Raw genomic sequence first — 13,175 nt, 5'->3', positions numbered from 1 at the left:
CCAATCTCTGCTCGGCTCACTGTCAGTTCTCCATTACTGCGACATCGACATCTTCCAGTTGTCGAGGCGCGGCCTGAGTCGCCTGGTCGATTTTTTTTGATGAGGCCTGATCGATGCCTGTCAATTTGGACTTGATTTTCGTCTTAGGCGGCCGGCCACGCTTCAGCGGCCGCACGCGTTGATTGGCAATCTGTTCGATCTTGTCCTTGAAGGCGTCCCCACCTAATACATGGCCAACCTTGATGGTCTCGGCAATATACTCCAGCAACCTTCGGTCGAAACTGTATCGAAACAGCTTTCGATAGGCCTCCGCACGCTGCCGCGCGGTTTCGCCCAGGGCCATATAGAGCCGATGATCGGTAATTACTGCATTCTCTTCATTGCTAGCGTGATAGTTAAAGCTGGACCAGGGATAGTCGCCCAGGGAATCCGCCAGGCCGAGGTAGAGTGGCCGAAGCTCCACATAACGGTAACAGGTCAACAGGTAGGAATCGGAATCGATAAGGCTGGACTTATAGCGCCCGCCCCAAAGTGTTCCTGAACGTTTGTACCGATGATTTACAAACTGCACATAGCGCCGCCCTAAAGACTGCATCATTGAGGGCACGCCGTCGGGTACTCTTGGCGTTGCAATGATCTGTACCATGTTCGGCAGCAGGACGTACGCGTGCACATCGACACGGTACTGATCTGCGGCATTGCGCAGGCTGATCAGGTAAAACTGATAATCCTCTTCATCGAAGAAACACGGCAGGTTGTTATGGCCTACCTGAACAATATGCTGCGGGATATCTATCAGATTCAGTCGCGGGAGACGGGGCATCTTGCCGAAAATTCCTTTTCTTGCACAGGCGTACCGCCTAGCATCCATTCCTTAGAGAGACGACATTATCACAAAAGCATTAAAAACATTTCAAACGAATCCTACTACCAAGTTAACATTGTCGCTCTAGGCCGATGATTTTCGGGTCACGTCGGCGAGGAATTGCTGAGGTATTACAGCAAATTACAAAACAGGGAGTTGTGACTGACATGGAGCCCATCAGGCTGGCAGTCAATGGCCGCACCGATATCGGCCAGGTGCGCGAGGAAAATGAAGACAGTATTCGCTGGTATAGCGATCAGGAACAACCGTTTGCCTACGTTATTGTGGCGGACGGTATGGGTGGTTACAGCGGCGGTGCTACGGCCAGCCAGATCGCCGCGGATACGTTGCAGCATTATTTGAATGGCCTGCTCGGCGATATTTTTTTATCTTGCTCACCACAGCAGCAGCAGCTGATGTTACGAGCCGCGCTGATCGAATCCATCAATAGCGCAAATCAGCGTATTCTCGATACAAAGGATACGCGTCCACAGTTTTCCCAGATGGGCACCACCCTGGTGGTGGCAGCAGTCTGGCAGGACTTCCTTATCGTCGCCCATATCGGTGACTCTCGCGCCTATTTGTGGAATAACTACGGCCTGCAACGACTCACTCGCGACCACAGTGTGGTGCAGGAAATGATTGATAGCGGCCAACTCACACCCGAACAGGCACAAGAGTCCCAGGTCCGCAACCATATCACCCGAGCGCTTGGTGTTTCGAAACAAGTTGAGCCGGCCATCAATAGCTGGACTTTAACCGAAGATGCACTGCTGTTGCTGTGCAGTGATGGCTTGACCGAATACCTGGACGACCACACCATCGAGCGCGTGCTGGCCACCCACAGACCGGCATTGGAGAGTGTTTACCTCTTTATCGAGGATGCCAATCGTCTTGGCGGCCGAGATAATATCAGTGCGGGCATCCTAGAATTTTCCAGCAGATCGGAAGCGATCATGACGCCTGCAGAGGATGCCATTACGCTGAAGCCGAAAAAGGACGATGTGACCGTACGAAAATCTTAGCGATAGATTCCACCTTTGAGAGCGCCAATATGACACCGGATTGTCTGGCCGATTTAATTCCAATAAATCTTGCGAAGCTTTCGCCACCAAAAATCGAGAGCTCTTCTGGCAACCCCATCTCCCTGTGTAATTGGCTAAATAATTTCACGGCTGATACCCGGCAAGCTGACGGCGATTTTCCGCTTGGGTCGCTCTGGCCACAGCCGCCGCGTATAAACGCCAATCACTACACGCTGTCGCAGGCTCCCGTGCTGCCTATTCTGTACACCAGTGATTGCGGCCCCGTACAGTTTTGCAATCTCCCTGGCGTCAACCCGACGGGAGATACCGTACCGACACTCGCACAGTGTGAACGGATATGCGATCACGTAATCGCACACAATGGTGAAGTCGCCTTCACGCGTATAGATTTCACGTTGCCTGGCCCAATTCTGTTTAAGTGGCAACGTTACTATCGGCACGGATCCAGCGAAGACTCCGGCTTGGGCGATGGTTGGCGCCACAATTTCAGCGAACGGCTACATATCGCCGAGGTAACAACGGATGCCTCCGGCGCTAAAAAAACTATTGCGGAACTGTATACGGCAGAGGGTAGACGAGTCTCTTTCACAGTACCAGCCATTGGACACAGCACTTACAACCGTTTTGAACGGCTGCTGTTGCACCGCCAGAGCCTGCACAGTTATCGACTATGTGGCTTTGATCAGCCCGACAGGATATTCCGTGCGGACGGTACCAGCGACGCACTGCCACTGGTTGAAGTACGGGACAGGTTTGGCAGCTCTCTAACCGTCGATTACGCAGATGGCCTGCTGCGAAAAGTTGTCAGCTCCTGGGGGCGTGTGCTGGAATTCCATTACCGGGACCAGCATATCGAAAAAATTCTGCAGCGCGACGGACCGACTGAAGACCAGGTGTTGTGCTCCTACGACTATGACGTGCCACATAAACGTCTGTCTGCCGCTTACCAAGGTGTGGCCTGTGAGCAATACCAATACGACGAGCAGAGAATTGTCGCAATTGATAATAGTCAGTCCGGTCAGATCGAGTTTTTCTATGACCAACGCCAGTGCTGCCAAACCATTCGGCGCAATAATCTGACTTTCACCCTGAGCTGGCGACAGTCGCAGAGATGCTGCACGCTCAAAATGCCGGATCGTCTTCCGATTCGCTTGAAATTCGATCGGTTTGGGCAATTACTTCTAGAACAGCAGGGTGATCGATCGACCAGCTACTTTTACGATCACTACGGCAACCTTTGCCATAAGAATTCCAATGGCACGCGCAATATCTATCGCCATGACGAGTTCGGCCGCCTCGTGCGCCGTACTCGCGGCGGCACCAGCGACCGCTATGTCTATGATGACTGTGGCCGACTGAGGGCCGCCCAGCTCTACGGAGAACAGAGCTGGAAATACCGTTATGGTGCGGCGGCTTTACCAGAACAAGTGTTCGATCCTGAGGGGCATTGCTGGCAGTTGCGCTATAACGAGCGCGGCCAGTTGAGCCGGTTGACCGATCCGGAAGGTGGCACAGCGGAATTTCACTGGGATGATCAGGCACAACTGACCGCCGTTCAGCGCGGAGATCGCCGCTGGGAATTTGCATACGACCACTGGCAGCGATTGACCGCGTGGACTCGCAATGGGCAGCTAGAAAAACAGTGGCATTACGGCAGCGGCGGCGTACTGTTGGCGCATCACCAGGGCCCGTGGAAACTGCAGTTCGAGAGGGATTCTGTCGGGCGCCCCTGTGGAATTAGCCAGGATGGCCAAGCAAAGCTTTCCTGGCAACTCGATGTGGCCGGCAATATCCGTCAGCTACATCTGCCGGGTGGAGCGGAGTTTACAATCCATTGGAACGCACACGACCGGATCATACAGGCCACAAGCGCAGACAACACATTTGAGTGGCACTACGACGGGTTCGGCCAGCTCAGTAGATATACCGACGCATACGGTGATCGAATCCAGTGGCAGTATGACAACAGCGGTCGCGTGTGTGAATTCCGTGACAACGACAGCCATTGGTTTTTCCTCCACAGCCAGAGCGGTGTCTTGCGGCAGATTCGCAACAACAGCGGCCAGCAGTGTGAGTTCCACTTTGATTCCTCTGCCCGCCTTGTGCAGGCCGCAAATAGCCATAGCCGCGTTCGGTTTCAGTACGATAGGCGCAATCTGCTCACAGCGGAGCACCATGACAGCGGCGACAGCGAAAGTCTTAGTGTCAGTCACCGGTATGACGGTCGCGGCTGGCTAAAAAGATCCACCTCCGAGAAGCTCGACCTGTGCTACCTGCTGTCGCCGGATGCCTGCCTTTATGGTATCGATGCCAACGGCGAGGCCGCACTGCGCTGTGAATATGCGGGCGCGGAGGAAATATGGACACAGGGACGCACCCGGAGCGGCCTGCTGTATGCCCATGGGCAGCTTACCGACATTGAGACAGCACAGAAGCAACGCTGGCGGTTCGCCCCTTGTGCGCCGCTATCGGAATTCGTGCCAGCTCCCGCTCCAGTCCTCGGCTCCGGTCATACCGAGCGCGACATGCGCGGCAATATTGTCCGCGAGCGGCGCCAGGACCAAGCGGGTGATGAATTTCTGTATCAGTACGATGGCTGGGGCCTGCTGAGTAGTGCCGAGTGCGGCGATTTCAAGACCTTTTTCCGCTATGACCCTTTCGGTCGGCGCCTGAGCAAGCTCAGTAGCCACCGCAAGTCCGCACACCAGTGCCGCATGGACTATCTCTGGTGCAGCACCGGGCTCTGGTGTGAGCACAGTCTCGCGGTTGACGAGGAGCGGCCAGCGGTTCATTACCTGTATCACCCGCTGCGCGGCACACTGCTGGGGCGCTGGCAGTCTGACAGGCTGGCGCACTACCTGCTAGATCCGGCGGGTGCACCACTGCTCCTGTTCGACGAACTGGGGGAAATCTTGTGGGCGAAGGAGGCAACACAGCCGCAGGCCACCACCAACGGGCCGCACCGTAGCGGCGGCGACACCTGGCATAGTAGCGGACAGATGGCCGACTGTGAAACGGGGCTCCACTACAGCTGGCGCGGCTACTGGCAGCCGCAACTCAATTGCTGGCTGCACAAGGAAGAGCCATTCAGCAGCGACCGTCATCGAGCCCTCTCCGGCGCCGAACACTCGCAACTGCACGAGACGGCGGAACCCGCCTGACACGAATAGCGTCGATAGGGAGTCCGTGTAAAACGGGAAAGCGCTACAATGCTAACGCGTTTTGCACTGGCGACTGACACATGGCTGAAAACTTCAAGATCGGTGGCGTATCGATCTCGCGCGGCGAAACCAGGCGTATTGATCTGCCGGTCGTGCGCCTGTACACCGATACGGAAATGGCGATTCCCGTCTACGTTCAGCGGGGCAAAAAAAGCGGTCCGACCATGTTCGTGAGCGCCGCTCTGCATGGCGATGAGCTGAACGGTATCGAAATCATCAGCCGCCTGATCGGTAGCCGCGCCCTCAAGTCACTGCGGGGCACGCTGATCGCGGTACCCGTGGTCAATGTGTACGGCGTACTGCAGCACTCCCGCTACCTGCCGGACCGGCGCGACCTGAACCGTTCCTTCCCCGGTTCCGCCAAAGGCTCACTGGCAGCGCGGATGGCGCATGTTTTTCTCGACGAAATAGTGTCCAAGTGTGATTACGGCATAGACCTGCACACCGGCGCCATCCACCGCAGCAACCTGCCACAGATACGCGCGAACCTGGACGACGAGGAAACCCGTGCAATGGCCGACGCCTTCGGCGTACCGGTGCTGCTGAACGCGACACTGCGTGACGGTTCGCTGCGCCAGGCTGCCACCGATCTGGGCGTGCGCATTCTTCTCTACGAGGCCGGCGAGGCGCTGCGCTTTGACGAACTGTGTATCCGCGCAGGCGTGAAAGGTATCGTCAACGTATTGCGGCATTTGCAGATGTTGCCGAAGTCACGGCGGCAGCGCACTATCGAACCCTTCGTCGCCAGGCGCAGTGGCTGGCTGCGCGCCAGCGACAGCGGCATCGTCAATCATAAGAAAGGCCTGGGCGACCACGTGCTCAAGGGGGAAGTGCTGGCGACGATCGCCGATCCCTATGGTCACCAGCTGGATCGGGTAATCTGTAACGCCGACGGTATTATTATCGGCAAGCAGAATATCCCACTGGTACAGGAGGGCGAGGCCATGTATCACATCGCCTACTTCCACGAGCCGCAGGAGGTCGCGGAAAACCTGGAGTTGCTGCAGGACAGCCTGCTGCCGGATGAGAATTTCTGAAAAGGATCGATTCCAGGCGAGCCCGCGGCTCGCCTTTGACCTTGCAGCAGGTTACTGCGACTTGAGCAACTGCAGGACTTCCTTGCTCGGATAACCCTGGACTTCGACACCGGCGCTCTTTTCGAATGCCCTGATCGCCTTGCGCGTACCCGAGCCGGCCTTGCCATCTATTTCGCCCTTATAGAACCCCTTTTCTTGCAGCAGTTTTTGCAGCTCTTCGACCTGCGTGCTGTCCAGCGGTGTAAACGGGCGGTTCCAGTCTTTCACCAGACCCGGCGCACCACCTATCTGATCGGCCAGCAGGCCTACCGCGGTCGCGTAGCGGTCGGAGTTGTTGTAGCGCTTGATGACGAAGAAGTTTTTCAACATCAGGAACGCGGGGCCATCACGGCCGTCCGGTAACTTGAGTTCGGCCTTGTCATTCTTGCGCGGGAAGGGCTCTCCATTGGCACGCTTCACACCGAGCTTTTCCCACTCGCCGATTGTCAGCTTGCCCGCCGGCAGCTTGCGCTCGGGGATCGTGACCTCGTAACCCCAGGTCTCCCCTTGGCGCCAGCCATTGCTCGACAGCAGACTGGCGGCGGTGGCCAGTGCATCCGGCACCGAGTTCCAGATATCGCGCTTGCCATCACCGTCGATATCCACGGCGTAGGCCTGGTAACTGGTCGGAATAAACTGTGTGTGCCCCATGGCGCCGGCCCAGGAACCGGTCAGGTGACTCTCGTCGATGTCGCCGCTCTGCAGGATTTTCAGCGCCGCCAGCAGTTGCTGGCGGCCGAATTTTTTGCGCTGCGGATCGGCGTAGGCGAGCGTCGCCAGTGAGCGGATCACGTTGCGCATTACCTTGTCGTTATCGAGGATAGCGCCGTAACTGGACTCGATGGACCAGATCGCCAGCAGGATATTCGGATTGACGCCGAAACGCTGCTCGATCTTGTCCAGCCAGGACTGCAGCTTTTGCTTTTTCTTCTTGCCGCGCTCGATCGCGCGCTTCTGTACCCGATTGTCGAAATATTGCCAAACCGGCGCCTTGAATTCCGGCTGGTAGCTGGCTTTATCCAGCACCCATTGATCCGGGGATGTGATGCCTTTGAATGCGCGGTCATAGACCTCGCCGGAGATACCATTCTTGATCGCGGTCTTGCGGAAATCCTCAATCCATTTCTGGAAGCCGGGATCGGCGGAGTCCTGAGCGGCCAGTGGCAGTGCCAGCAGCAGGCAGGTAAACAGGACAACAACCGGTGACAGTTGGAATAACTGGCGGGAGCGGGACATAGCGGTTCCTTCAGCGCGCAACAAATTGCTCGCTCAAGGGTAGAACGGGAAAGCGCTTTCCGAAAGGCGGATTGTTCAACCCGTGACGGTGTTCAAGCCGGCTCAGGGAATTACGTAGAAAAGCACGGCAAAGAAATGCAGCATGCCGCCGGCCAACACAAACAGGTGCCAGATGGCGTGATGGAAACGGAGGCTGCGCCACAGGTAGAAAGCGATACCGCCGGTATAACAGAGACCGCCCAGTACCAGCAGCCACAGGCCACCGGTCTCGAGGCTGTTCATCAACGGCTTGATCGCGGCGATGACCACCCAGCCCATCAGGGCGCTCAGGGTAATCGACAGGGCGCGGATCTTCTTCAGCGGCGTGAACTGGATAACGAGGCCGGCAAGCGCCAGCCCCCAGATGATGCCGAACAGCCACCAGCCCCAGGGGCCCCGCAGTGTCACCAGCGTGAACGGTGTGTAAGTACCCGCTATCAGCAGGAATATCGCCGAGTGATCGAGGGTGCGCAGTATTTCCTTGGCACGGATATGGCTGATGCTGTGATACAGGGTGGAGGCGCCGAAACACAGAATCAGGGTGGCCGCGTAGACGCTGGAGCTGACAATATGCCAGGCGTCGCCCCGCAGGGCGGCGAAACCACAGAGTACGCCGAGACCGGCGATGGCGAGCAGCGCGCCGACACCGTGGATAATGCTGTTGGCGACTTCTTCCGCGAAGCTGTAGCGGTGAGCGATGGAGGAAGACATGAAAAACCCCGGTCTGATAATTGGCCGTTCAGTCTGGCACAAACTTGTGACCAGATACTTAAAACTGGTCCAATCATCGACAGCCTAGCCGCGGAAAGCAAGCCCTGTTCGGGACCGGGGATTCACAAAGCGGCCGGAGCGAATCCGGCCGCCTGCTTGTTACAGACTCGGGTTGTGGATACCCATTTCACACAGGGCCGAGGATTCGCGCACGATGGTCTCGTTGCGGTCGGGGCCGGTAGAGATAATGTCGATCGGCGCGCCCACCAGTTCTTCGATGCGGGCGATATAGTCGCGCGCGGCAGTCGGCAGCTCTGCCTCGCGGCGCACGCCAAAAGTGGTATCTTGCCAGCCGGGCATGGTCTCGTATACCGGTTCCACACCCTCCCAGCCGGCGGCATCGAAGGGCACCGGCACATCCTGGCCTTCGCTGTTGCGGTAGCCGACGCAGATCTTCACTTCCGCCAGGCCGTCGAGCACATCGAGCTTGGTCAGGCACAGGCCGGAAATGCTGTTGATACGGATCGCATGGCGTACGGCGACGGCATCAAACCAGCCGGTGCGGCGCTGGCGGCCGGTGGTGGCGCCGAATTCGTGGCCCTTCTCGCCGAGGTGACGGCCCACGTCGCAACCCAGCTCGGTTGGGAAGGGACCGCCGCCGACGCGGGTGGTATAGGCCTTGGTGATACCCAGCACGTAATCGAGGTACAAGGGGCCGAAACCGGAACCGGTGGCCGTGCCGCCGGCAGTGGTGTTGGACGAGGTCACGAACGGATAGGTGCCGTGGTCGATATCCAGCAGCGAGCCCTGGGCGCCTTCGAACAGGATGTGGTCACCGCGCTCGCGCGCACAATGCAGCTGGTCGGCGACGTCGGTGATCATCGGTACCAGCTGGTCGCGCCAGACTTTCGCCTCTTCGAGCGTCTCTTCGTAGCCGACCGGGTCCACCTTGTAGTACTCGGTCAGGGCGAAATTGTGGTATTCCAGCAGCTCTTTCAGCTGCGCGCAGAAGTTGTCCCAGTTGCACAGGTCGCCGAGACGCAGGCCGCGACGCGCCACCTTGTCTTCGTAGGCCGGGCCGATACCACGACCGGTGGTACCGATCGCCTTGGCACCGCGGGCCTTCTCGCGCGCCTGATCCAGGGCCACGTGGACCGGCAGGATCAGCGGACAGGCCGGGGACAGGCGCAGGCGCTCGCGCACCGGTACGCTCTTCGCTTCCAGCTCCGCCATCTCCTTCAGCAGTGCTTCCGGCGACAATACGACGCCGTTGCCGATCAGGCAGGTTACGCTCGGGCGCAGGATACCGGACGGGATCAGGTGCAGCACGGTCTTTTCACCGTCGATCACCAGTGTATGGCCGGCGTTGTGACCGCCCTGGAAGCGCACCACCAGGGATACCTTTTCCGTCAGCAGGTCGACGATCTTGCCTTTGCCTTCATCGCCCCACTGGGTGCCCAGCACTACTACGTTTTTACCCATTTGCGTAAATCTCTGACTCAAGGTTTTCTGACGAGGCGGACGGACCGCCCCGGCAAGCAAATTAATCTTAGTTCGGATCAGCCGCGCGGCTTAACCACCCAGTCACCGTTCTCGATGACCAGTTCGCGATCGCAGCGCGACTGCACTTCACCTTCGGCGCCGTCCGGCAGTGCGGCGATCACCACTTCCCCATTGCGGCGCAACTCTTCCACCCGACGCCACAGGGATTCGCCCTCGGCATCGTCGGTCACCGGCGCGAGGATGGCGACATCCATTGGCGGCGCAGTGCGCCCCAGGGTATTGAGGGATACCAGATCACTACTGAAGCCGGTGGCTGGGCGATCGCGGCCGAACACGGCGCCGATCCCGTTGTAGCGGCCGCCGTTGGCGAGCGCCTGGCCGTGCCCCGGTGTATAGGCGGCGAACACCAGACCGGTTTCGTAGTCGTAGCCCCGCACTTCGCTCAGGTCGAAGAACAGCTCTACCGCCGGATAGCGCTGCGCCAGCGCCGCGGCCACCTGCTGCAGGTCAGCCAGTGCCGCCTCCAGCTCCGCCGGCGCGCCGCTCAGCAGCTCGCGCGCACGCGCCAGGCATTCGCTGCCGCCGGCAAGGCCCGGCAAGGCCCGCAGCCAGGCAGCCACCTGCGGATCGGTCACATTGTCCTGAACCCAGCGCTGTACATCGGCACTGGCTTTGCTTTGTAGCAGCGCAAACAGTTCGCGGCGCTGCTCTTCGTCCAGCCCCGCCACTTCGGCGAGGCTGCGGTAAATGGCGACGTGGCCGAGATCCAGGTGAATCTGCGCTATCCCGGCGATCTGCAGGCTCTCGAGCATCAGCGAGATGACCTCGATATCCGCCTGCAGACTCTCGACCCCATACAGCTCGGCGCCCACCTGGATCGGCGCGCGGGAGCCCATCGCCGTGCGCGGGCGCGTATGCAGCACCTGCCCGGCGTAACACAGGCGGTTGGCGCCTGCACGGGGGAAACTGTGCGCATCGATCCGCGCGGCCTGGGGGGTGATATCGGCGCGAATGCCGAGGGTGCGGCCGGACAGCTGGTCGGTGACCTTGAAGGTCCTGAGATCGATATCCCGGCCCATGCCGATCAGCAGGGATTCGGTGAATTCCAGCATCGGTGGTATTACCAGCTCGTAGCCCCAGCTGTGATAGAGGTCCAGCAGGCGGCGGCGCAGGGTTTCGATCTGCACGGCATCAGCGGGAAGGATTTCCGCGATGCCATCCGGCAGCATCCAGCGATCGGCTTGAGTCATGGTGAAATAGATGTTGTCAGCGGTGTAACAGGTGCGGGAGCGCCCTTCACAAAAAAACCGGGCTCGGCCCGGTTTGCGTGATTTTACCACCAACTGTTCGCGGGAAGGTAGGGCTTTGACCCTGCATTTGCCCAGAAAAACGGGCGAGCCTACGGCTCGCCCGGGCAGATCCCGCCGAACGGCTTACTGCGACTTGCCTTCCGGGTCCTTCAGGTAGCGGAAGAACTCGCTGTCCGGGTCCACCAGCAGCATGTCGGCCTTGTTCTGGAAGGTCTCCTTGTAGGCCTTGAGGCTGCGGGTAAAGCGGTAGAACTCGGGGTCCTTGTTGTAGGCAGAAGCATAGATTGAGGCCGCTTCCGCATCGCCGGCACCGCGTAACTCTTCCGACTGACGGTAGGCCTCCGCCTCGATCACCACCTTCTGGCGGTCGGCGTTGGCGCGGATGCGCTCACTGGCCTCCTGACCCTTGGCGCGGTGGTCGCGGGCTTCCAGTTCACGTCCGGCGCGCATACGCTGGAACACGGACTCGGAGACCTCAGGCGGCAGATCGATACGCTTCACGCGCACGTCGATCAGCTCCACCCCCAGGCTTGTCTGCGCAGCCTGGTTCAGGTTCGTGGTGATCTCCGCCATCAGCTCGTCGCGCTGACCGCTGACCACTTCGTGCAGGTCGCGCACACCGAACTGGTTGCGCAGCCGGTCGTTGATCTGTTCCGACAGCAGGCGCACCGCGTTGCGCTCGTCACCGCGGGTGGCGACGTAGAAGCGGCTCACGTCGAAGATGCGGTACTTCGCGTAGGAGTCCACCATCATGAACTTGTTTTCGCTGTTCAGCATACGCACCGGGCTGGAATCCACTGTCTGGATACGCGCATCGAACTTGCGCAGCTCGTGCACCAGCGGAATCTTGAAGTACAGGCCCGGCTCGTAGTCGGTGCGGATCAGGCGGCCGAACTTCAGCAGCACCGCTTTTTCCGTCTCCTTGACCACGAAGGCGCTGGAGGAAATGGCCAGCACCGCGAGCAGCAGGGCGGCGATGATTACCAGTGTTCTGTTATTCATTGCGTCACCCCCTTAGCGAACATTCTGGTTGCGACGGCTGTTGGCAGCCTCGGTGCGCAGGCGCTCGACGATGCGCTGGTAGACCTCGTCCACCACCATCGGCGACACATCCTTGCGCTGTACCGCCTGGCTGCCGCTTTCCTGCGCCAGCTTGTCCAGCGGCAGGTACATCATGTTGTTGCCGCCTTCGACGTCCACCATGATTTTCGACGCGTTGGCCATCACCTGCTGCACCGCATCCAGGTAGAGGCGCTCGCGGGTCACCTGCGGCGCGCGCTCGTATTCGGCCAGTAGCTTCTCGAAGCGCACCGCTTCACCGCGGGCGCTCTCGACGACGCGGGACTTGTAGGCTTCCGCCTCTTCAATGATGCGCTGTGCCTGACCACGCGCCACCGGGATCACCTGGTTGGCGTAGGCCTGGGCTTCGTTTTGCAGGCGCACCTCGTCCTCGCGGGCCTTGGTGACGTCATCGAAGGCATCCTGCACTTCGCGCGGCGCCTTGGCATCGGTCAGGTTGACCACATCGACGCGGATACCGGTCTGGTAGAGATCCAGGTACTGCTGCAGGCGCTGCTGGGTATCGGCGGACACCTGGGTCCGGTTCTGTGAGATGACACCGTTCAGCGTCAGGGAGCCAACCACATGACGCAGGGCGCTGTCGGTGGCTTCCTGCAGACTCTTCAGCGGGTCGCGCACGCGCAGCACATAGGATTCCGCGTCGTTGATATGCCACTGCACCGTCAGCACCACTTCGACGATGTTGGCATCTTCGGTGAGCATCTGGCCGGTGGTGCGCTCGGTACGCACCTCGGTCATATTGACCTTGGAAACCGTATCGATCAGCGGAGGATTCCAGTGCAGGCCGGAAGTCTCGGTGGAGTGGTATTTGCCCAGGCGCAGCACTACGGCCGCCTCGTTGGCATTAACCTGATAGAAACCCAGCAGCCCATACAGCACTGCCAGCACAATCAACACTAGCGACCATGGAAAACTACCGGAGCCACCACCGGTACCGGAGCCCGCGCCGCCGCCAAACAGGCCGTTCAATTTCTGCTGCAACTTGCGCAGCAGTTCATCGAGATCAGGGGGACCGTCGTTGCGGTTGCCTCCGCCGCCACCCCAGGGATCTTTGTTGTTACCACCCGGCTCGTTCCAGGCCATCTAAA

10 protein-coding genes are annotated in these 13,175 nt (G+C 59.3%); 3 read left to right on the top strand and 7 right to left on the bottom strand.

Features of this window, described 5'->3' with window-relative positions; genetic code table 11:
- Positions 1–22: 22 nt before the first annotated feature.
- Entirely contained in the window at positions 23–823 is an 801-nt protein-coding gene (locus BLW36_RS11870) for a transposase (RefSeq protein ID WP_244506223.1), read from the bottom strand.
- 209 nt (positions 824–1,032) lie between these two features.
- Between BLW36_RS11870 and BLW36_RS11865 the strand changes: the two genes are divergently transcribed.
- The 3 genes from BLW36_RS11865 to BLW36_RS11855 all read left to right on the top strand — a co-directional run bounded on the left by BLW36_RS11865 (position 1,033) and on the right by BLW36_RS11855 (position 6,169).
- Positions 1,033–1,890, top strand: coding sequence for a Stp1/IreP family PP2C-type Ser/Thr phosphatase (locus tag BLW36_RS11865; RefSeq protein WP_091388519.1), 858 nt, complete (start codon positions 1,033–1,035; stop codon positions 1,888–1,890).
- A gap of 29 nt (positions 1,891–1,919) precedes the next feature.
- Positions 1,920–5,072 carry a DUF6531 domain-containing protein gene (locus BLW36_RS11860; protein WP_139304878.1) on the top strand — a complete coding sequence of 1,051 codons (3,153 nt, stop codon included), beginning with the start codon at positions 1,920–1,922 and terminating at the stop codon, positions 5,070–5,072.
- A gap of 80 nt (positions 5,073–5,152) precedes the next feature.
- Positions 5,153–6,169 (top strand): succinylglutamate desuccinylase/aspartoacylase family protein, encoded by a 1,017-nt coding sequence (locus BLW36_RS11855; protein WP_091388515.1) that lies wholly within the window; start codon positions 5,153–5,155, stop codon positions 6,167–6,169.
- A 51-nt stretch (positions 6,170–6,220) separates the two neighbouring features.
- Here BLW36_RS11855 and BLW36_RS11850 read toward each other — a convergent pair whose 3' ends face one another.
- The 6 genes from BLW36_RS11850 to hflK form a co-directional block, all read right to left on the bottom strand.
- Entirely contained in the window at positions 6,221–7,444 is a 1,224-nt protein-coding gene (locus BLW36_RS11850; RefSeq protein ID WP_091388514.1) for a lytic murein transglycosylase, read from the bottom strand.
- A gap of 102 nt (positions 7,445–7,546) precedes the next feature.
- The gene (gene trhA, locus BLW36_RS11845) at positions 7,547–8,194 is read right to left on the bottom strand and encodes a PAQR family membrane homeostasis protein TrhA (RefSeq protein ID WP_091388512.1); all 648 of its coding nucleotides are present in this window, start codon (positions 8,192–8,194) and stop codon (positions 7,547–7,549) included.
- Positions 8,195–8,353: 159 nt separating this feature from the next.
- Complete coding sequence (locus tag BLW36_RS11840; protein WP_091388510.1) at positions 8,354–9,676, bottom strand: adenylosuccinate synthase; 1,323 nt, start codon at positions 9,674–9,676, stop codon at positions 8,354–8,356.
- A 77-nt stretch (positions 9,677–9,753) separates the two neighbouring features.
- Positions 9,754–10,947, bottom strand: coding sequence for an ATP phosphoribosyltransferase regulatory subunit (locus BLW36_RS11835; RefSeq protein ID WP_091388710.1), 1,194 nt, complete (start codon positions 10,945–10,947; stop codon positions 9,754–9,756).
- Positions 10,948–11,130: 183 nt separating this feature from the next.
- On the bottom strand, positions 11,131–12,009 hold the full coding sequence (gene hflC / locus BLW36_RS11830) for a protease modulator HflC (protein WP_091388508.1): 879 nt from the start codon (positions 12,007–12,009) through the stop codon (positions 11,131–11,133).
- 12 nt (positions 12,010–12,021) lie between these two features.
- On the bottom strand, positions 12,022–13,170 hold the full coding sequence (gene hflK, locus BLW36_RS11825) for an FtsH protease activity modulator HflK (RefSeq protein ID WP_091388506.1): 1,149 nt from the start codon (positions 13,168–13,170) through the stop codon (positions 12,022–12,024).
- Positions 13,171–13,175: the final 5 nt, after the last annotated feature.

Origin of the sequence: Microbulbifer marinus (assembly GCF_900107725.1) — a bacterium.
GTDB lineage: Bacteria > Pseudomonadota > Gammaproteobacteria > Pseudomonadales > Cellvibrionaceae > Microbulbifer > Microbulbifer marinus.
This window is presented reverse-complemented; position numbering and strand designations above follow the sequence as displayed.